Origin of the sequence: Intestinimonas sp. RTP31139st1_F5_RTP31139_211217 (assembly GCF_040226735.1) — a bacterium.
Classification (GTDB): domain Bacteria; phylum Bacillota; class Clostridia; order Oscillospirales; family Oscillospiraceae; genus Intestinimonas; species Intestinimonas butyriciproducens.
On record NZ_JBCOAQ010000001.1, the window covers coordinates 299,473 to 319,455 of the forward strand.

General features: G+C 58.9%; 18 protein-coding genes, 2 tRNA genes and 1 other RNA gene. 9 read left to right on the top strand and 12 right to left on the bottom strand.

Annotated elements, in window-relative coordinates; genetic code table 11:
* Window positions 1-43: 43 nt before the first annotated feature.
* The 4 genes from ABUA09_RS01675 to ffs all read right to left on the bottom strand — a co-directional run bounded on the left by ABUA09_RS01675 (window position 44) and on the right by ffs (window position 3,018).
* The gene (locus ABUA09_RS01675) at window positions 44-610 is read right to left on the bottom strand and encodes an FUSC family protein (protein ID WP_081959971.1); all 567 of its coding nucleotides are present in this window, start codon (window positions 608-610) and stop codon (window positions 44-46) included.
* A gap of 6 nt (window positions 611-616) precedes the next feature.
* Entirely contained in the window at window positions 617-964 is a 348-nt protein-coding gene (locus ABUA09_RS01680) for a YbaB/EbfC family nucleoid-associated protein (protein ID WP_033119014.1), read from the bottom strand.
* 7 nt (window positions 965-971) lie between these two features.
* A complete protein-coding gene (gene dnaX / locus ABUA09_RS01685) occupies window positions 972-2,678 on the bottom strand; it encodes a DNA polymerase III subunit gamma/tau (RefSeq protein ID WP_058117776.1) in 1,707 nt (568 codons plus the stop codon).
* 75 nt (window positions 2,679-2,753) lie between these two features.
* Window positions 2,754-3,018: signal recognition particle sRNA large type (ffs, locus tag ABUA09_RS01690), an RNA gene on the bottom strand.
* 192 nt (window positions 3,019-3,210) lie between these two features.
* On the opposite strand from ffs, the gene ABUA09_RS01695 reads away from it, so the two are divergent.
* A tRNA-Ala gene (locus ABUA09_RS01695) sits at window positions 3,211-3,286 on the top strand.
* A gap of 282 nt (window positions 3,287-3,568) precedes the next feature.
* Here the strand turns inward: ABUA09_RS01695 and ABUA09_RS01700 are convergent.
* On the bottom strand, window positions 3,569-4,249 hold the full coding sequence (locus tag ABUA09_RS01700; RefSeq protein WP_033119012.1) for a TVP38/TMEM64 family protein: 681 nt from the start codon (window positions 4,247-4,249) through the stop codon (window positions 3,569-3,571).
* A gap of 510 nt (window positions 4,250-4,759) precedes the next feature.
* Here ABUA09_RS01700 and ABUA09_RS01705 point away from each other — a divergent pair.
* The 8 genes from ABUA09_RS01705 (at window position 4,760) to trpA (ending at window position 12,425) form a co-directional block, all read left to right on the top strand.
* A tRNA-Gly gene (locus ABUA09_RS01705) sits at window positions 4,760-4,833 on the top strand.
* A gap of 1,165 nt (window positions 4,834-5,998) precedes the next feature.
* On the top strand, window positions 5,999-7,477 hold the full coding sequence (locus tag ABUA09_RS01710) for an anthranilate synthase component I family protein (RefSeq protein ID WP_279204753.1): 1,479 nt from the start codon (window positions 5,999-6,001) through the stop codon (window positions 7,475-7,477).
* Window positions 7,474-8,040, top strand: a complete 567-nt coding sequence (locus tag ABUA09_RS01715) for an anthranilate synthase component II (RefSeq protein WP_058117778.1) — start codon at window positions 7,474-7,476, stop codon at window positions 8,038-8,040. Before ABUA09_RS01710 ends, ABUA09_RS01715 begins: the two co-directional genes overlap by 4 nt.
* A 4-nt stretch (window positions 8,041-8,044) precedes the next feature.
* Entirely contained in the window at window positions 8,045-9,055 is a 1,011-nt protein-coding gene (trpD, locus tag ABUA09_RS01720) for an anthranilate phosphoribosyltransferase (RefSeq protein ID WP_279204756.1), read from the top strand.
* 4 nt (window positions 9,056-9,059) lie between these two features.
* Window positions 9,060-9,854 carry an indole-3-glycerol phosphate synthase TrpC gene (gene trpC, locus ABUA09_RS01725; RefSeq protein ID WP_279204758.1) on the top strand — a complete coding sequence of 265 codons (795 nt, stop codon included), beginning with the start codon at window positions 9,060-9,062 and terminating at the stop codon, window positions 9,852-9,854.
* Complete coding sequence (locus ABUA09_RS01730) at window positions 9,851-10,462, top strand: phosphoribosylanthranilate isomerase (protein ID WP_279204760.1); 612 nt, start codon at window positions 9,851-9,853, stop codon at window positions 10,460-10,462. The genes trpC and ABUA09_RS01730 overlap by 4 nt, the downstream gene beginning before the upstream one ends.
* Window positions 10,462-11,646: a tryptophan synthase subunit beta gene (gene trpB, locus ABUA09_RS01735; RefSeq protein WP_279204784.1), complete on the top strand. Its 1,185-nt coding sequence runs from the start codon at window positions 10,462-10,464 to the stop codon at window positions 11,644-11,646. Before ABUA09_RS01730 ends, trpB begins: the two co-directional genes overlap by 1 nt.
* On the top strand, window positions 11,643-12,425 hold the full coding sequence (trpA, locus tag ABUA09_RS01740) for a tryptophan synthase subunit alpha (protein WP_058117782.1): 783 nt from the start codon (window positions 11,643-11,645) through the stop codon (window positions 12,423-12,425). Before trpB ends, trpA begins: the two co-directional genes overlap by 4 nt.
* A gap of 235 nt (window positions 12,426-12,660) precedes the next feature.
* On the opposite strand, the gene ABUA09_RS01745 is transcribed toward trpA, so the two are convergent.
* The 7 genes from ABUA09_RS01745 to abc-f all read right to left on the bottom strand — a co-directional run bounded on the left by ABUA09_RS01745 (window position 12,661) and on the right by abc-f (window position 19,953).
* Window positions 12,661-14,073, bottom strand: coding sequence for an aminopeptidase (locus tag ABUA09_RS01745; protein ID WP_058117783.1), 1,413 nt, complete (start codon window positions 14,071-14,073; stop codon window positions 12,661-12,663).
* 11 nt (window positions 14,074-14,084) lie between these two features.
* Window positions 14,085-14,690 (bottom strand): dephospho-CoA kinase, encoded by a 606-nt coding sequence (gene coaE, locus ABUA09_RS01750; protein ID WP_279204761.1) that lies wholly within the window; start codon window positions 14,688-14,690, stop codon window positions 14,085-14,087.
* A 100-nt stretch (window positions 14,691-14,790) separates the two neighbouring features.
* Entirely contained in the window at window positions 14,791-15,819 is a 1,029-nt protein-coding gene (locus tag ABUA09_RS01755; protein WP_208318467.1) for an L-threonylcarbamoyladenylate synthase, read from the bottom strand.
* A 36-nt stretch (window positions 15,820-15,855) separates the two neighbouring features.
* Complete coding sequence (locus ABUA09_RS01760) at window positions 15,856-16,125, bottom strand: hypothetical protein (protein WP_033119002.1); 270 nt, start codon at window positions 16,123-16,125, stop codon at window positions 15,856-15,858.
* Between the two features lie 38 nt (window positions 16,126-16,163).
* Window positions 16,164-17,234: a peptide chain release factor 1 gene (gene prfA / locus ABUA09_RS01765; protein WP_371744283.1), complete on the bottom strand. Its 1,071-nt coding sequence runs from the start codon at window positions 17,232-17,234 to the stop codon at window positions 16,164-16,166.
* A 20-nt stretch (window positions 17,235-17,254) separates the two neighbouring features.
* Window positions 17,255-18,055 (bottom strand): ElyC/SanA/YdcF family protein, encoded by an 801-nt coding sequence (locus tag ABUA09_RS01770; RefSeq protein ID WP_227152141.1) that lies wholly within the window; start codon window positions 18,053-18,055, stop codon window positions 17,255-17,257.
* Entirely contained in the window at window positions 18,052-19,953 is a 1,902-nt protein-coding gene (gene abc-f / locus ABUA09_RS01775) for a ribosomal protection-like ABC-F family protein (protein ID WP_195614447.1), read from the bottom strand. Before abc-f ends, ABUA09_RS01770 begins: the two co-directional genes overlap by 4 nt.
* Window positions 19,954-19,983 lie beyond the last annotated feature (30 nt).

Genomic DNA, 19,983 nt, shown 5'->3' on the forward strand with positions numbered 1-19,983 from the left:
AAAATACAGGGCCCTCCGGATGTGGAAAGCCCTGTATCGACTGCTATTTCGTCTCTTCGTCCTCCGCCGGCTCCCGCGGCTCATCAGAGGACCCTTCCCGATGGTCCGGGAGGGCGGCATTGATGCCGAAGGCAATTGCCACCCCAACCACGGTCTCGATGATGCGGGCCGCCGCATAATAATACCGTTCCACCCCTGTCATCCCGTTGACCAGAATCACGCAGGGTACGATACAGGCCATGGCACAGGCGGCCGGCCGCTTGAGTAGCAGGCATAGCCAGACGCCTGCCACACAGACCACGCCGAGCATCAGCGCCTTGACCAGCGGATAACGCACCGGTTCTCCCAGCGCCAGCACCAGGACCCCAAGCGTGCCGCCCACAGCTACGCCGATAAAGCGGGAAATGCCCTGCTGCATCGTCTGCCCCAGTGAACTCTGCATACACACCACACAGGCAATGCAGGCATACAGTGGGCCCATCTGCCCCCATACTCCTCCCAGCTCTTCACGGTACAAGAGACCGAACGGCACGAAGACCAGATAAGAAATCATGACCGACACCGCTGTTTTAACGGTGCGCATACCCACTTTAGGGATAAGAATGCTCATTTTTTCTTAGAACGGCAGATTCAGCCCGCCGGTGAGCTGTCCCATGGAGGCGGCCGCATCAGAGGACGCCGTCCGCATGGCCTCGTTGACCGCAGCTACAATGAGATCCTGCAACATCTCCACATCCTCGGGGTCCACAGCCTCGGGATCGATAGCAAGGCTCTTGAGCTCATGTTTACCCGACACCGTGGCCGAGACCACGCCTCCGCCCGCCTGCGCGGTGTACTCCTTGTTCTCCAACTCCTCCTGCATCTTCTGCATATCCTGCTGCATCTTCTGGGCCTGCTTAATCATATTCATATTGAAACCACCGCCCATGCCGCCTATACCGCGGCTGTTGAATCCCTTTGCCATAATCCGCTCACTCCTTGATGGTAATATTGTCGAACCGCCGCCCGAAGGCCAGCAAATCATCCAGCTTATCATGCACGGCCACCGACTCCGGACGACCTACTTTTACAGACACACGTACCTCATGCCCCAGTCTGCTCTGTGCGAGAGTTCCCACCGCCTCCAGCACAGTGGGACGGCTCACGACACCCTTTACCAACTCGTCGTCCGCCCAAAGAGTGAGCACCCCATCTGCATATTCCCCCCGCACCATCGAGGGATTTCCAAGAAAAGACCATGCGTTGCGGCTCACTTTATTCTTAAGTCCGGCCGCCAGCGCAGGCCAGATATCTCCACCCGGAACAGGTGATACGGGCGGCACCGTGTCGGCCGTAGGTTTCGGATCGGACGCGGCGGCCATCGGCTCCACACGCGGTATGCCAGCTGCTTCCCACGGGGGCAGATCCTTCTGGGAGCGGGCATCATCGACAGGCGTTTCTCCTTGCATACAGCTTTGCGATATGGAGATTTCCGCTTTCTCCCCCGAAATTATCTGACAAGTGTTTTCACTTTTCACTTTTGGAAGTGGGACACCACTGGACAATTGTGCTTCCACGCGGTCCAACCGCGCGGCCAGCCCGCCTGCGCTGTCATCCAGCCGCTCGTCACACAGTCGGATCAGACACAGTTCTGCATCCGTCCGCCGGTTGCTGCTGCGCGGCAGCTCTGCCAGAGCGGCTTGCAGAACAGTGAGCATCCACACGAGCCGGGGTGCCGTGAACTTCTCTGAGAGTCCCCGGATCGTGGTCTCATCGAACCCGCCGTTCAGAAGCGTGCCGCCGGACCTGGGCGCTGTCTTTCGGATCAGCAGGTCTCTTGTCAGCGAAGCCAGCTCCCCCAGGATCGCAGAAATATCCTTGCCGCCTCCGTAGAGCCGTGCGATGTCCTCCAGCGCCCCTCCGGCATCCCGGTCCGCCACGCGGCCCATCAGGCGGGCGGTCTCCAGATTTCCGGCAAGCCCCAGCGCATCCAGTACCTGCTGCTCTCCGATGGGCCCCGCCGGCCCGGCACACTGGTCCAGCAGGGAGAGCGCGTCCCTCAGGCCGCCGTCCGCCAGTCTGGACAACAGCGCCGCCCCCCCGGAGGTGAGCGCAATTCCCTCACGTTCCGCCACATATAAGAGGCGCTGGGCTATATCGCCCGGCAAGATTCGCTGAAAAGAGAACTGCTGGCATCTTGATTTGATGGTCGCCGGCACCTTATGGAGCTCCGTGGTGGCCAGAATAAACATCAAATGCGCAGGGGGCTCCTCCAATATCTTCAGCAGCGCATTGAAGGCAGCGGTCGAAAGCATGTGCACCTCGTCCACGATGTACACCCGCTTGCGCACTGCCGCCGGGGTATATACCGCTTCATCACGCAGGGCGCGTACCTGGTCCACTCCGTTGTTGGAAGCTGCATCCAGCTCCAGCACATCCAGAATGGAGCCGTTTTCAATGCCGCGGCAGGAATCGCATGTATTACAGGGATTCCCGTCCACCGGATGCTCACAATTGACGGCTCGGGCCAAGATCTTGGCGCATGTCGTTTTGCCCGTCCCCCGCGTACCAGTAAAGAGATAAGCATGAGAAAGCCGGCCCGTCGCCACCTGCCGCTTGAGTGTATCGGTGATATGGGTCTGGCCTACCACATCATCAAATGTGCGGGGCCGCCATTTTCGATAGAGCGCCTGGTACAATCCAATCACCTCAAATGAAAAAAGAGGGGCGCGGCGTACCGTACCCCTTCCCTTTTATTCCGGCGCAAAACAAGGCCGCACACCGGCCTTTGAACACTGCGCTATGTCCGTGACCCTGGCAGCCAACTCAAGAACGGCAGCCCCGCGGCACACGGGAGGTTCCGCTTAATGCTGCTCGGTTCCCCGCCTGACATGGTTCACGGGTTCCCGTTGCGCGGGACCGATCTATCATCGCCACTTACCGGGGGCAGACGACACAGCGCAGCTCCGGGGGCCGGGATTCATCCCTGCTGTAGCGGGTTGCAGGTACAGGGCACCGCTATCTCCCCAACTAGTGCGGCCTTATTTCGCACCGGACCGGACAAGGGTCCAGCAAAACCGGTATAGGATATTGTACTACACTCCTTTCAATTTATCAATCCCGGATTTTATTTTTGCGAAAAAAAGGTCTTTACAAAATCGCGGAGTATGCTATAATAAGTAAGCATTCGGCTCCGATCGGGTGTGTCATATAGGATTATAATTTTGATATGGGCCTGTAGCGCAGTTGGGAGCGCGTTCGGTTCGCATCCGAGAGGTCGAGGGTTCGAATCCCTTCAGGTCCACCAAAAAGGAAGGCATCTGCAACAGCAGATGCCTTCCTTTTTGGGTCCCACTTCCGTTGGACATCCCACTCTCTGGTATTAAAAATACGTGGACCAAAGTGAATTCGCTCTGCGTAATTCCCGCTCCGCTCGAATTCACGGCGCAAAGACACCGTCTGCTCTGAGGGACGCTGGGCAAACAAAAGGTCTTTTTGCTCCATTTGTGCGATTTTTGCAGGCTTGACTGAGATGTACCGGAATCCACCCGTGTCTTTTTCATGGGTCCGAGTACTCATATCGCCTGCTTCAGCGCTTCTTCATTCGCTCAAGCAGGCACGCCTCCACCCTGTCCCCGTATTTGAGCCCCACCAGAAACAGGATCGCCCCGGCAATGCCTATCAATACCATGCCCCACAGAGGAATGGATATCACCGATCCCCCAACACCACAGGCCACCAGAAGTCCCCAGGGACGAAATAAAACCACAATCATTGCAAAGCGTGTGCGCTTGATGTCAGTGAGTCCAGCTAGGATACAAATGATATCATCCGGGAAGAAAGGGAACAAAAACACCAGACATAAAAAAACGTCCCTTTTCCTTTTCATAAGGCCCAAATAACGCTCCGACACCTTTTCGCTCACAAATCGCTCCACAAATTTTTGTCCCAGAGCCCTTGCCAAACAAAACACAACGAGCGACCCCAGGGCCACAGCCGCCCAAGTGAGCAAAAAAGCCGGCCACATGCCAAATAGCAGCGCTCCTGCCGCCGCTGTAATGTTGCTGGGGATCGGCGCTAAAATGACGGAGGCCAGTTGCACGGAAAAGAAAACCGCCTGTGAATAAGGAGAAAACTCTTCTATATATGCCCGGATTCCTTCCAGAGAGGTCGCCGCAGCAAAAAAGCCGGTCTGCCACAGGAAGAGTAAGCCGCCCCCCAGCAGTAATACTGTAAGCGCAAGCGTAATATTCCACCTATGCTTTTTCATATGTACCGAGCTCCTCTTATCTGTCTTTCCTTCTTAGGTTATCACAGGTTTCTTTGCAGCACTATAGGAATTCCTTAAAAATTTATGAAAAAAAGCAGCGGGCGACCTCACGGCCCATCCGCTGCTTTCCGTGCCTTGCGACACGCAGGCTGTTATCTATCTATCATGAGCCCGGTAACAAAAAAGCCACACCTAACGGTGTGGTTGCTTCCTTGTCCGGCCAATCATCGATCGCTGACGGTCTGTTCTCCGCTGTCACCGAAAATCAAATCATCGACGTCCAGAGCCTGCACTCGAATGTTCTGCAACATCATGCTTCACAACACCTCCTTTTTTATTGTAGCTTCATTATAACAGCTCTTTCTTCTAAAATCAAGAGAGCATATGTATATAATATACAAATTATCTGCATCTAAATTGTGAACTATGCCGATTCACTTTAAATAATTTGAAAAATCCATCTTGCAATCCCCGTCCAAGTGTGCTATACTAAGCACGCTGATTCAAAGTGCAGGTGTAGTTCAATGGCAGAACGTCAGCTTCCCAAGCTGAACACGAGGGTTCGATTCCCTTCACCTGCTCCACGTCGGAGCAAAGTCCGCTTTGCTCCGACGTTTTTTGTCTATGGCAAAAACGTCATCCGCCCGCTCCCTTGCTCCTCCGTTTCAAACCGAACCCGCTGTTGCTGGGCTTCGGTTTGGGGCCGCCGCTTCGCGGCGGTTTTACCTTTTTACACGGAAATATCGCTTTTAACCGTCCCCTCCGTTTTGCGATCTTGAAATAGTATACGCCACAGATCTGTTATTCTTTGTTGCAAAAACCCGGTGTGTGTGCTATTGTGATTTGTAAAATTGTTATCCGTATAGGGCGGGGGTAGTTTATATCCGGCAGATATCAAAGTCAATCACCCTTCGTGATTAGAACTGGACTGTAAGCCTATACACACTTTTTCGGTGTGCATAGGCTTATTTTTTGTTCCGACACCCGGAAAGCAGGATAAGAAAGGAATTATAGATCAGCGGCAGTAACTTTTTTACGTCGCTCCTGTCTTTTGTAAGCACCAATATTGACGATATTTTCGTGCTAATGATACTTTATGCGCAGTCGCAAAATTCCAAGCGGATTTTGCCGTTGCATTCCTTGTATTTACTGCAATGCTCGCTCTGTGGTGCTATCTTGGATTTGCGCTGGCAAATTACCCGTGTGTTAAGGAAAAAATTGCACGTTATCAGCACATCCTTGTTCCATTCCTTCTGATGGCTCTGGGGGGCTGGTATTCTTGCAAAAAATCATATATAGTACATCAGGAAGAGGCCGCCAGAAATTTTCTGGACGCCTGCGCTTCCCTGTTTTAAAAAATAGGCCGTGAATACCCCGCGGCCAGCAAATTTTTTCTTGACAGGCGGCAGGATCAGTTGTATGATGATTGCAAATTTAATAAGCTAAACCGATGATGTGAAGATAACGTCTGTTGTGCCCTTACAGAGAGTCCGGGCGGCTGAGAGCCGGATAGAACGCAGGCAGGCAAATGGATCACGGAGGGCGCGAGGAACAGCCGAAGGGCTCAGTATTTCGCGATGTGTGGGCATACATCAGTTGCCGGGGATATGTTGGTATCCCGCAAAGCGCACGGCGTACAGCCGTGAATCAAGGTGGCACCGCGAGTGTGATAACGCTCGTCCTTGACAGTTTTATGTCAGGGACGGGCGTTTTGTTTTTCGGCCGTCCCGATGAAGGAGGTCAGGCATCATGTATTACCCAACCTTGGAGGAAGCCAGGCAGATTGCCGGGACGGGGGATTTTCGAAGCATTCCCATTACCCGGGAAATTCTCTCCGACTTTACCACCCCTATTCAGGCCATGCGGATCCTGCGTACCGAGAGCAGCCACTGCTTTTTGCTGGAATCCGCGGCGGACAGCGCGCAGTGGGGCCGATATACCTTTCTGGGCTTTGACCCCACGCTGGAGGTCACCTGTGCCGACGGGATTCTTCGGCTGAAGCGGGGGACACAAACTGCAGAGGCCCCCGCTTCACACCCGGGCGGCACGCTGCGCAGGCTTTTGGCGGAACATAAAAGTCCAAGACTCCCGGGGCTGCCCCCGTTCACCGGCGGACTGGTGGGGTATTTCTCCTATGATTACATCAAATACGCCGAGCCCTCCCTGCATTTGAACGCCGAGGATCAAGAGGGCTTTCACGACATGGATCTGATGCTCTTTGAAAAAATCATCGCCTTCGATAACTTCCGGCAAAAGCTGGTGCTGATCGTCAATGCGGATGTCGGAGACCTGGATCGCTCCTACCCCGCCGCCTGTGCGGAACTGGACCGCATCGACGCCCTGCTTCACAGCGGCAATCTCCTCCCCAGCCGCCCCGCCCATCTGACCACCCCTTTGCGTCCCCTATTCGACCAGGCGTCCTACTGCGCAATGGTGGAACGGGCCAAACAGTACATCCGTGAGGGAGATATCTTCCAGGTCGTGCTCTCCAACCGCCTGGAGGCCGGTTTTGAAGGGTCCCTTCTGGACACCTACCGTATCCTGCGCACGGAAAATCCCTCTCCCTACATGTTTTACTTTACAAGCGATGACATCGAGCTGGCCGGCGCCTCTCCAGAAACCCTGGTGAAGCTGGAGAACGGCATCCTCCATACCTTTCCGCTGGCCGGCACCCGCCCCCGGGGCAGGACTGCAGAAGAGGACCTCGCTCTGGAGGCGGAGCTGCTTGCCGATGAGAAGGAGCTGGCGGAGCACAACATGCTGGTGGATCTGGGCAGAAACGACATTGGCAGGATCAGCCGATTCGGCACCGTGGAAGTGGAGCGATACCTGTCTGTCGAGCGTTTTTCTCATGTGATGCACATCGGCTCCACCGTTCGGGGGGTGCTTCGCGAGGATAGAGACGCGGTGGACGCAGTGGACGCCATTCTGCCCGCCGGGACGCTCTCCGGCGCGCCCAAGCTGCGGGCCTGTGAGATCATCAATGAGCTGGAGAACAACAAGCGGGGCGTCTATGGAGGCGCCATCGGCTATCTTGACTTCACCGGCAATATGGATACCTGTATCGCCATCCGCCTGGCCTTCCGAAAAAACGGGAAAGTGTTTATCCGGTCCGGTGCGGGTATTGTGGCAGATTCCGTTCCGGAGAAGGAGTACTTGGAATGTATCAATAAAGCCAAGGCCGTGGTAAAGGCGCTGGAGCTGGCGCAGAAGGAGGCCGACCTATGATTTTGCTGATCGATAACTATGACAGCTTTTCCTACAATCTCTATCAGCTCGTCGGCAGCCTCAACCCCGACATTTGGGTAGTGCGCAACGATGAGTTGAGTGTGGAAGAGATCCGCCGCTTGTCCCCCAGCCATTTGATCCTCTCCCCCGGCCCCGGCCGGCCGGCGGAGGCCGGCGTCTGCGAGGCGGCTGTGCGGGAGTTGGCGGGCAGCATCCCCCTTCTCGGTGTCTGTCTGGGGCATCAGGCCATCTGTGAGGCTTTCGGCGGTGCAGTGTCCTACGCCGGGCATCTCATGCATGGAAAGCAGTCCCAGTTGACCCTGTCCACGGACTGTCCTCTTTTCCGCGGTCTCCCCGCAGTCATTCCAGCCGCCCGATATCATTCTCTCTCCGCCGTGGAGGAGCGTCTGCCTGACTGTCTGCGTGTCACGGCCCGTTCGGAGGACCAGGAGATCATGGCGGTCCAGCACAGAGTTTATCCCATTTATGGCCTGCAATTTCACCCTGAATCGATCCTGACGCCCCAGGGCACTGTCATTTTAAAAAATTTTTTGGAGGGATAATACCATGATCAGAGAAGCCATTATACAGCTTGCCGCCAGGCAGGACCTTTCCTATGATACCGCCGCCGCCGTCATGGATGAGATCATGAGCGGCCAGGCCAGCCAGATCCAGATGGCCTCCTTTCTGACCGCTCTGGCCATCAAGGGAGAGACCATCGACGAGATCACTGCCTGTGCCGCCGGGATGCGGGCCCACTGTGTGCGTCTGCTCCACGACGTGGACGCGCTCGAGATCGTGGGGACCGGAGGTGATGGGGCCAATTCGTTCAACATCTCTACCACCTCTGCTTTCGTTATCGCCGCCGGAGGCGTGCCGGTGGCCAAGCACGGAAATCGCGCCGCTTCTTCCAAATGCGGTGCCGCCGATGTGCTGGAGTCCCTTGGCGTCGACATCACACTGGCGCCGGAGCACAGCGCCCGGCTCCTGGCCGAACAGAACTTCTGTTTCCTGTTCGCACAGAACTACCATATCTCCATGAAGTATGTGGCCCCAGTACGCAAAGAGCTGGGCATCCGTACGGTATTCAATATTCTGGGCCCCCTGTCCAACCCGGCCGGCGCCAACCGGGAACTGATGGGCGTATATGACGAGGCCCTTGTGGAGCCGCTGGCCCAGGTCATGAGTAAGCTCGGGGTTACCCGCGGTATGGTCGTGTACGGTCAGAATAAGCTGGACGAGATCTCCATGAGCGCGACCACCTCCGTGTGCGAGATCAAAGACGGTTGGTTCCAGTCCTATGAGCTGAGCCCCGAGCAGTTCGGCTATGCCCGGTGCGGAAAGGATGCGCTGACCGGCGGATCACCGGCAGAAAACGCTGCCATCACCCGCTCCATTTTGGATGGCACCGACCGTGGTGCCAAGCGCCAGGCTGTGTGCCTCAACGCAGGCGCTGCCCTGTACATTGGCGGCAAGGCGGACACCGTGACGGAGGGGGTAAAGCTGGCGGAGACCCTCATCGACTCCGGCGCAGCCAAGTCGAAGCTGGAAGAGATCATCCGCCTGACCCGGGGGTGACAGGATGTCCGAGACGATTTTAGAGACCATTGCCGCCCATACCAGACGCCGGGTGGCGGCGGAGCAGGCGGAGCTGCCTCTTGCCGCGCTTGCACATATGTGTGAGTTGAGAGGCCCCGCCCAGGGACACAGATTTCTGGAGGCCCTGCGAAAGCCAGCTATGAGCTTTATCTGCGAGGTCAAAAAAGCCTCCCCCTCCAAGGGAGTCATTGACCCGGATTTTCCCTATCTGGAGATTGCCCGGGACTACGAAAAGGCCGGCGCCGACTGCATCTCCTGCCTGACAGAACCCAGATGGTTTCTGGGCTCGGATCAGATCTTCCAGGAGATCCGGTGTTCCGTCTCCCTTCCCATGCTCCGCAAGGACTTTACTATAGAGGAATATCAGCTCTATCAGGCCAAAGCGATAGGGGCGGACGGGGTACTGCTAATCTGCGCGCTGCTGGATACCCGCACCATCGCCCGATACCTGGAGCGATGCGGAATGCTGGGGCTTACCGCTCTGGTGGAAGCCCACAACGCGGAGGAGGTTGGCTCCGCCGTTTCCGCCGGAGCCGAGATCATCGGCGTCAACAATCGCAATTTGAAGGACTTTACCGTGGACTTCGCCAATGCCGCCCGTCTGCGGGATCTGATCCCGGCGGAGGTCGTCTATGTAGCCGAAAGCGGCGTCACCGGCCCGGAGGACGTCGCCTCACTGCGGGCCATTGGCGCCGACGCAGTTCTGATTGGCGAGGCGCTGATGCGTTCTCCGGACAAAGAATCCATGCTTGCGGCCATGAAGGAGGCGGTGAAATGACAAAAATCAAAATCTGCGGCCTGTACCGCCCCTGCGACATCCAATTCGTCAATGATGCGCGTCCGGACTGGTGCGGTTTTATCATCGACTTTCCCAAAAGCCATCGAAATGTGTCGCCCCATGAGGTCCGGTCCCTGCGGGCATGCCTCGCACCGGGGATCATTCCGGTTGGAGTCTTCGTGGACCAGCCTGTGGAGCAGGTGTGCGCCCTATTGAACGAGGGAACGATCTCCATTGCCCAGCTTCATGGGCACGAAGACGCCGCTTACATCGCCGCCCTGCGGGCCAGTTCTCCCGGCCACGCGGTCTGGAAAGCCTTCAAAATACGTTCCCTGGATGATTTGGACGCCGCCAATGCCTCTTCTGCGGATCTGGTGCTGTTGGACAACGGCTATGGCACCGGCCGGACCTTCGACTGGTCGCTGGCCGGCGGGGTAAATCGCCCCTTTCTGCTGGCGGGTGGCCTGGCACCGGACAATATCCCGGAGGCCGTCGCCGCCCTTCACCCTTACGGGGTGGATATCTCCAGCGGCGTGGAGACCGGTGGTCAGAAGGACCGGGGCAAGATACTGGCGGCGGTCAGCGCTGCAAGGAGGAACGAAACATGATGTCAAGAGGACGCTTCGGCATCCACGGCGGGCAGTATCTGCCCGAAACGCTGATGAATGCCGTCATTGAGCTGGAGGAGGCCTACCGTCGCTACAGGGAGGACCCGGATTTTAACCGGGACCTCTCCGAACTGTTCTGCGAATACGCCGGGCGGCCCTCCCGTCTGTACTTTGCCAAACACATGACGGCGGACCTGGGGGGCGCCAAAATCTATCTCAAGCGCGAGGACCTGAACCACACCGGAGCCCACAAGATCAACAATGTGCTGGGACAGGCGCTTCTGGCCCAGAGAATGGGGAAGACCCGGCTGATCGCCGAGACGGGCGCGGGGCAGCACGGTGTGGCCACCGCCACCGCCGCCGCGCTTCTGGGGATGGAATGTGTGGTATTTATGGGCGAGGAGGACACAAAACGCCAGGCGCTCAATGTCTATAAGATGCGGCTGTTGGGCGCAGAGGTGGTCCCTGTCTCCACCGGAACCGCCACCCTGAAGGATGCGGTCTCCGAGGCCATGCGGGAGTGGACCGGACGCATCAGCGATACCCACTACTGCCTGGGCTCCGTGATGGGGCCCCACCCCTTTCCCACCATAGTGCGTGATTTTCAGTCTGTCATCTCCAGGGAAATCAAGCAGCAGCTTCTGGAAAAGGAGGGGAAGCTCCCCGATGCCGTCATCGCCTGTGTGGGCGGAGGTTCCAACGCCATCGGGGCCTTCTACCACTTTATCGGCGACGCCTCGGTCCGGCTCATTGGCTGCGAGGCCGCCGGGCGGGGCGTGGATACGCCGGATACCGCCGCCACCATCGCCACGGGGCGGCTGGGCATCTTCCACGGTATGAAATCCTACTTCTGCCAGGATGCCTATGGACAGATCGCGCCGGTCTACTCTATCTCCGCTGGCCTGGATTATCCCGGCGTCGGGCCGGAGCACGCCTGGCTCCACGACACCGGCCGTGCGGAATACGTGCCCATCACCGATAACGAGGCCGTGGATGCTTTTGAATACCTCTCACGCCTGGAGGGCATCATACCCGCCATTGAGTCCGCCCATGCGGTGGCCTATGCCAGGAAGCTGGCTCCTTCTATGGGCGGAGATCAAATCATCGTCATCAATATTTCCGGACGCGGAGACAAGGACTGTGCGTCCATCGCTCGGTACAGAGGGGAGGAGATTTCCGAATGAGCAAAATCAAGGCTGCCTTTGCAGACGGAAAGGCATTTATCCCCTTCCTCACCTGCGGCGACCCGGACCTGGAGACCACGGAAGCCCTGGTGCGCGTCATGGCAGAAGCGGGCGCCGACCTCATCGAACTCGGTATTCCCTTCTCCGACCCTACTGCAGAGGGGCCGGTCATCCAGCAGGCCAATATCCGGGCGCTCTCCGGCGGCGTTACAACCGACAAGATATTGGAAATGGCCCGGAAGCTGCGAAGCGAGATCTCCGTCCCGCTGGTCTTCATGACCTACGCCAACGTCGTCTTTTCCTACGGGACAGAACGGTTCCTCTCCGCGGCGGCCCAGGCAGGTATTGCCGGCCTGATCCTGCCGGATGTTCCCTTTGAAGAGAAGGACGAGTTTGGCCCTGCCTGCCGCAGGCACGGTCTGGAACTCATTTCCCTCATCGCCCCAACCTCGGAGGGACGTGTCGCCGAGATCGCCAAAGCGGCGGAGGGCTTCGTATACTGCGTGTCCTCCCTGGGTGTGACCGGGGTGCGCAGCCAGATCACCACGGATATCGGCGCCATGGTACGCCTGGTAAAAGCGGCCAACCCAGACATTCCATGCGCTGTGGGCTTTGGTATTTCCACTCCGGAGCAGGCACAAAAAATGGCCTTGCTCTCCGATGGAGCCATTGTCGGTAGCGCCATTGTCAAACTGGTGGCACAGTATGGCCGTGCGGCTGTCCCCTATATCCGGGACTATACTTCTGCAATGAAGGCCGCTGTCACATCGTCCCTCTGAGCGGGCGACAGAATTGGAGCCCGAATCGGTGAATTTGCAGGGTCCACCGTCTCCAACTCCGGATCCGCAACTTCCCAACAGTATGTCCAGATCGATCGGAGGAATGGGCTATGAAAGATCCAGGCATTCCCCGAACGCCCGGCGGACTTGGCCGAGCGGCGTTCCCCATCAAGGCCAAGGGGGTAAGAATCAAGCACGGGCCCCGGATGAATCATCCGGGGCCCGTGCTCTGCGGTTATTTGGAGAGATAGACCGCCTTGATACCCTTATAGGTCATATAGCAGTCCAGCTTGGACACGGTCTCAAAGGGGGCGTGCATGGACAGCACCGGTACGCCGGCATCCAGAGTGTCAATGTCCCGATTGGCCATATAACAGGCCACCGTACCGCCGCCGCCGGCATCCACCTTGCCCAGCTCGGCCATCTGCCAGATCACACCGGCATCATCCATGATCCGCCGGACCATGGCCACCACTTCGGCGGAGGCGTCAGAAGAGCCGGATTTGCCCCTGGCCCCGGTATATTTGCAAAAACCGATGCCGTAATTGATCCGGGCGCTGTTGCGCTTCTCATAGACCTCCGGGAAGTTGGGGTCATAGGCTGCGGTCACGTCGGTAGAGAGGCAGAAGGACTTCTCATAACAGGCTTTCAGGGACACCTTTTGCGCATCGCACAGGTCGGACATAAAGGTGTCGAAGGCCGCAGACTGCATCCCCGTGACGCCCTCTGATCCGATCTCTTCCTTGTCTGCCAGCATGCATACGGCGGTCCTGGCCGGCGTCTCCTCCAGATCCAGCAGCGCAGCCAGAGCGGCATAGGCGCACACCCGGTCATCATGGCCATAAGCGCCGATGAGAGAGCGGTCAAAGCCGATGTCCGAGGCGTGGAAGGCGGGCACGACGGACAGCTCGGCGGAAATGAAGTCCTCTTCCACAATGCCGTATTTCTGATTAAGGATGTCCATGATCGCCAACTTTACCCGCTGATCTCCCTCGTCATCCTGGAAGGGGCGGCTGCCCACCAGAATGTTCAGATTCTCGCCGGGAATGGCCTCACCCAGGGGTTTCTTGCTCTGCTCCGCGCCCAGGTGGGGCAGCAGATCGTCAATGGTAAAGAGCGGGTCCCCGGCGGCGGAGCCGATGGCCACCTTAACGACGGAACCGTCTTTGAGGGCCACAACACCGTGGAGCTCCAGAGGTATGGTGACCCACTGGTACTTGCGGATGCCGCCATAGTAATGCGTCTTGAGGAAGGCCAACTCCGCATCCTCATAGAGGGGGCTGGGCTTCAGGTCCAACCGGGGAGAGTCGATGTGGGCAGCGCCGATCTTGGCGCCCTGGTCCAGAGGCTGGCTGCCCACCACAGCCAGCATAACGGCCTTGCCCCGGTTGGAGCGGTAGACCTTATCTCCGGGTCTGAGCTCCATGCCGCGGACCAGAGGCTTGAATCCCCGGGCCTCGGCCAAGGAAATGGCGGTATCCACCGCCTCCCGCTCCGTCATGCTGCTGTCCAGGAACTTCTTGTAGTCCTCTGAATAGGCCCTCATGGCGGACTCGTCGGCCGGGCTCAGGCAGTCATAGCCATTCTTCTGTTGATAGAGGAGCGCCTCACGGCGCTTCTCTCCCGTAGTCTTCTGCTTTTCTTCCATGGGATTCCCTCCTATTTTGCATTCAATAAACCGGCAAAAAGGGCGCGGGCACGCAGCCTGAAGGTCTCCGGCGTGTCGCCCTCGTCATTTTCCAGGATATAGTCGCAGTGAGAGCGAAAAAAATCCTCCCCCTTCTGCGCGCTTACCCGTTTGCGGGCATAGTCCTCCGGGATGCCCTCCCGGTCCATGATGCGCCGGACCCGCAGCTCCGCCGGCGCCAGCACCCCTACTACCGCGTCGCACCGCCGGCCCAAGCCGCTCTCAATGAGCGCGATGGCGTCAATGGCAGCGGCGGGCCGCCCACCGGCCTCCGCCTCGCGGAGCTGGCGGTCGATCTCCTCGCCCACAAAGCGGTGGGTGATCGTGTTGAGATCCGCAAGCGCCTCCGGATCGTCGAAGACCAGATTCCCCAGCCTCTTACGGTCTATTGTGCCCCCTTCGCCGCAAATATGCTCGCCAAAGCGCGCGGTCAGCGCCTCCCGCAGGGAGATGCTGTTTGCCAGAAGCCCATGGTAGACCGCATCTGCATCCACAATATGGGCTCCCAAGTCGGTGAGCACATACAGCGCGGTGGTCTTTCCCGCCCCCGTAGGGCCGGTGATGCCGATGGTTTTCACCGTCGCTCCTCCTTTGCTGCAGGATTCCCTTTTATCATAACACTACTGCATCCTCCGCGTCTACGGCGGATCCGGCAATTCTTTGTCTTTTGCACCCTCGCTATCTCCCCATTTCGTCCACATTGATAATATGGAACCCCGCTGCCTTACTCAGGCGGTTTGCCACCGCCAGGCCGATACCGGCATCATCGGGGCACTGGGCCCAAATGGCGCTCACGTCGGTATCATCGAAGGCGCGGAGGGCATCAAAAACATGGCGCGCCTGGGCCGCCTTGTCCCCGGCGGGCCCCAGCCGCTCCACCACATGGCCGGGATACTGCCCGGCAAACTCGTCAAAGCAGGCCACACCGTCCCCCTCTTCCAGATGGGTCCGGATATAATCCGCCCCCCGCGCCGGATCTCCTCTGACCACGGTCACCGGGGCCTTGGGGGCGTAATGCCGATACTTCATACCCGGGGCCCGGGGGTGCTCTCCCTCCCCCATCAGGCGGCGTACCGCCGGGTCCACCGCTACCTCGCCCAAGGTCTCCCGGAGCTCCTCCAATGTCACCCCGCCGGGGCGCAGAAGGCGCGGGGGCATCACAGTGAGATCGATAATGGTGGACTCCACCCCCACAGTGCAGGGGCCGCCGTCCACAATGCCGTCTATCTTCCCATCCATATCCTCCAGCATGTGCTGAGCGGTGGTGGGGCTGGGCCGCCCGGAGGTATTCCCGGACGGGGCCGCTACCGGCAGATCCGCCGCGGTGAGAATGGCTCTGCATACCGGATGGGCCGGACAGCGCATCCCCACCGTGTCCAGGCCCGCAGTCACCACATCGGGCACCATGTCTCCGCGCTCCAGAATCATAGTGAGCGGCCCGGGCCAGAAGCGGTCTGCGAGGGCATAGGCCGCATCCGAGATATTCCGGCAGTACCGCTCCAGCCACGCAGCCGAAGGTATATGGAGAATGAGAGGGTTGTCCTGGGGCCGGCCCTTGGCCGCGAAAATATTGGCCACTGCCTCTGGGTCCAGTCCGTTGGCCCCCAGGCCATAGACGGTCTCCGTGGGGATACCCAGCAGACCGCCCCCCCGGATGATCTCCGCCGCCGGAACAACGTCATCCGGACCAAAACGTTTTGTGTTCAAATCGCTTCACCTGATTCCAGCGCCAGGAAGCGCCGCTTATTCGTAGATGCCCACCGGTACGCCCGCCAGTTCAATGGTGGTCTCCGGGGCAAATTTGGCTTTTTGCAGGTAGCCCTTAACGGTGAGGATGCCGTACTTGGGGTTGGCCTTTTCGTCCTCCAGTTCCAGCTCGATGTACCCCCCTGCCGGACTCTGGGCAGAGCCCGTGAGCCAGCCGTCCTCCTCCAGGAGGACAGCCAGATCGGATTTCACATCGTCCAGGCTCATCCCCTCCGGCAGGGTATTGAAATGGATGCACAATTCCACGGTGATTTCTCCTTTTTCGTTTGATGGCGCGGCGGCCTTTATTCCCCGCCCTCGCCCCGCTTCATCCGTTCCGCCTGGTCGGCGGTGACCAGCGCGTCGATGACCTCGTCCAGATCTCCGTTCATGATCGCATCTATCTTGTACAGCGTGAGGCCAATGCGGTGATCGGTGACCCGTCCCTGGGGGAAATTGTAGGTGCGGATGCGCTCGTTGCGCATCCCTGTGCCCACCTGGCTGCGGCGCTCCGCCGTAAGGGCCTCCTCCTGTTCCCGCACCTTCTCCTCGTAGAGCCGGGATCGAAGCAGCTGCATGGCTTTGTCCCTGTTTTGGAACTGGCTGCGCTCCTGCTGGCACTCCACCACCGTGCCGGTGGGTCTGTGGATGAGCCGCACGGCGGAGGAGGTTTTGTTCACATGCTGCCCCCCCGCGCCGGACGCCCGGAAGACCTGCATCTCGATATCGGCGGGGTTGAGGGCAAAGTCCACCTCGTCCACCTCGGGCAGCACCGCCACCGTAACGGTGGAGGTGTGGATGCGTCCACCGGACTCGGTCTCCGGCACCCGCTGTACCCGGTGGACACCGCTCTCAAATTTCAGGCGGCTGTAAGCCTCTTCTCCGTCAATGGTAAAGCAGATCTCCTTGATCCCGCCCAGCTCGGTGTCACTGAGACTGGTGACCTCCACATTCCAGCGCCGGGCCTCGGCGTACATGGCATACATACGGTAGAGGGAATTTGCAAACAGCGCCGCCTCCTCGCCGCCCACGCCAGCCCGAATCTCTACGATGACGTTTTTCCCGTCGTTGGGATCCCTGGGCAGCAGCAGGACCCGGATCTCCTCCTCCAGACGGGCCACGTCAGCCTTGGCCTCGGTGTACTCCTCCTGGGCCAGCTCCTTCATATCCGGATCGGAGAGGAGGGCTTCCGCGTCGGCAAGGTCCCGCTTGCGCCTTTCATAGGCCCGGTAGGCCGTTACCACCGGCTCCAGCTCCCGCTGCTCCCGGTTGAGCTGTGCCACCCGTGCCGGGTCGGCGTAGGTCTCGGGCGCCGCCAGGCGGGCCTCCAGTTCGGCATATTGATTTTCCAACGCTCTGAGTTTCTCTTCCAGCATACGATATCCTCAAATCAATTTTAATTGCGGTCCAGGAGCCAGGATTTCACCAGCGCGGGAGCTTCCCTCAGATAGCTCTGTACCCGCGCGCCCATATGGCTTTCCGGCGCGGCCAGCGTAGAGAGGGTGTAGGTCCCCTCCCAGACCCGGGCCCACAGAATACGGACCCGGGCCAGATGGAACCCGTTTGTCACCACCAGGACCTGTCCCATCCGCTCTCCATAGCCCTTCTCCTTCAGGAGGGCAAAGGTATTATTGATGTTCTGCCAGGTGTTATGAGATGCCTCCTCCAGCAGGATACGGCTCTCCTCCACCCCGTGCTCCACCAGATAGTCCCGCATGGCGGCGGCCTCGGTGGTGGGCTCGTCGGGTCCCTGTCCGCCGGTCACGACTACGGGCAGTTCCGGGTGCTCCTCCAGATATGCCAGTGCGGTATCCAGGCGGTCCCGGAGCAGAACAGAGGGGCCCCAGGACTGCACCTGACAGCCCAAAATGACCATCATGCGCGGCTCTCCCTTTATCTCCGTGCGCGCGCCGGCCAGGATCACCCCTTCCAGCACCCCGAAGACGGCCACACCGAGACACAACAGAATGGTCAGCGCCCGCCGCAGCGTCCGGCCCCTCCCGGCGGGGCAGCGTGCCGTCAGCGCGAAGAGGATCAGAAAGAGCCCGCCCAGGGCCGGGAAGGCGGCAAACTTCCGAATGCTGAAGGGGGCCGCCAGGAACGTTACGGCGGAGGCCGCCAGCACCAGGACGCCCACCCAGAGCAGCATCTCCCCCCAGCGCCTGCCCTGATAGGGGCGGTACGGCTTTCCTCTCACTCCGCCTTTACCTCCTCCAGCTCGGCGCTCAGCCGTTCCCAAGTGGCGTAGAGATGGGCGATCTCCTCTTCCAGCGCTTCCCGCTGCTCATAGAGCTCGGTAAGCTTCAGATAGTCACTGGCGGCATCCTCGATCTCCCTCGTAAGATCGTACATCCGCTCCTCCGCTCGGGCGACCTCTCGCTCGGCGGTGGCCACCTCTTTTTCCAGCAGCTTTGTGCCGCCGGTGCGCCGGGGCCTTTCTTTTTTCGGCTCCGCCTCCTCCTTCTTGGACGGAGAAACGGCCAGCTTTTTCTCCTTCCAGGCCCGGTACTCCTCAAAGGTACCGTCAAAGTCGGTGATTCGCCCATCCTCCAGCATCCAGATCCGGGTTGCGAACTGACGGATAAAATACCGGTCATGAGAGACAAAGAGCAGATTTCCCGTGTAATCCGCCACCGCTTCCTCGATCCATTCCCGGGAGGACAAATCCAAATGATTGGTGGGCTCGTCCAGGATGAGTAGGTTGATCTTGGCGTCCATCAGCATACACAGCCGAAGCCGGGACTGCTCCCCTCCGGAGAGCGTGGAGACGCTTTTGAACACATCCTCCCCCCGGAAATTGAAGGCCGCCAGCCGGTCCCGCGCTTCCTGGGTCGAGCAGTTCTGGTCATAGAGCATGGTGTCCACCAGATTCCGCTCCGGGTAGGAGAAGTGAATGATCTGGGGCAGATAGCCGAGGCGCACAGTGGGCCCCAGGCGGATCTTGCCGCTGTCCGGCTCCTCTTCCCCCAAGATCAGTTTGATGAGGGTGGACTTGCCCGTGCCGTTGTCCCCCAGCAGGGCAATGCGCTCGCCGCCTTCCACCTCCAGGTCTACGTGATCGAAAAGAGTGCGTGCTCCAAAGGACTTTTTCAGGTCCTTGATTACCATGACCTCGTCTCCACGGAACTCCCGTTCGCCGAATCTGATCTCCAGTTTCCGGTCCTTTTTGGGCTTGTCCGTCTTGCGCAGGCGCTCAATGCGCTTTTCCATGGAAAAGGCCCGCTTGTGAAGCTTATCGTTGCCCATGAAGGCCCACAGGTGGAGCTTGTCCGCCGCAGCCTGGAGCTGCTCGATCTTGGCCTGCTCCTTTTCATACTGCTTCAGCTTTTCCTCGTAACGGCGCTCCTTTTCCTCTACGTAAAAGCTGTAATTTCCGGCATAAAACTCCGCCTTGCCGTTTTCCAGCTCAATGACCCGATTGACCACCTTGTCCAGGAAGTACCGGTCGTGAGAGATGGTGAGAACGGTGCCTTTGAACCGGGCCAGATACTCCTCCAGCCATTCCGTGGCCCGGAGATCCAGATGGTTGGTGGGCTCGTCCAACAGGAGCACGTCGGTGTCCTCCAGAATAAGACGGCCCAGGTTCACACGGGTCTTTTCCCCGCCGGAGAGGTCGGAAAACTGCCGCTCCCGCATTTCTCCCGGAATATCCAGGCCGTTGCAGACCTTATTGAGGGCGGTCTCGGTGTCGTATCCGCCACCGGACTCGAAGGCGGCCGCAAGGGCGTCATACCGCTTGAGGAGCGCGGTCTCATCCTCCCCCTGCTCCATACGCCCTGCAAGGAAGGTCATCTCCCGCTCCAGCTCCTTCAGCCGGTCAAAGGCGGTGCGGAGCACCCGATCCACCGTATATCCCACAGGATATACCGGTATCTGGGAGATGAGGCCCACCCGCTTCCCGGAGGCCGTGGACACCTGCCCCTCGTCCGGCTCCAGTTCCCCGGTGAGGATACGGAACAGCGTGGTCTTGCCCGCTCCGTTTTTTCCCAGCAGGCCGACCCGCTCCCCGGTGTCCACCTGAAAGGTCAGTTCGTCCAGGATCCGGTTGCCCACCTCAAACTCTTTACTGACGTTTGACACGGATATGTCTATCATTCGTTTACTCCCGCTGCACAATGTGGTATG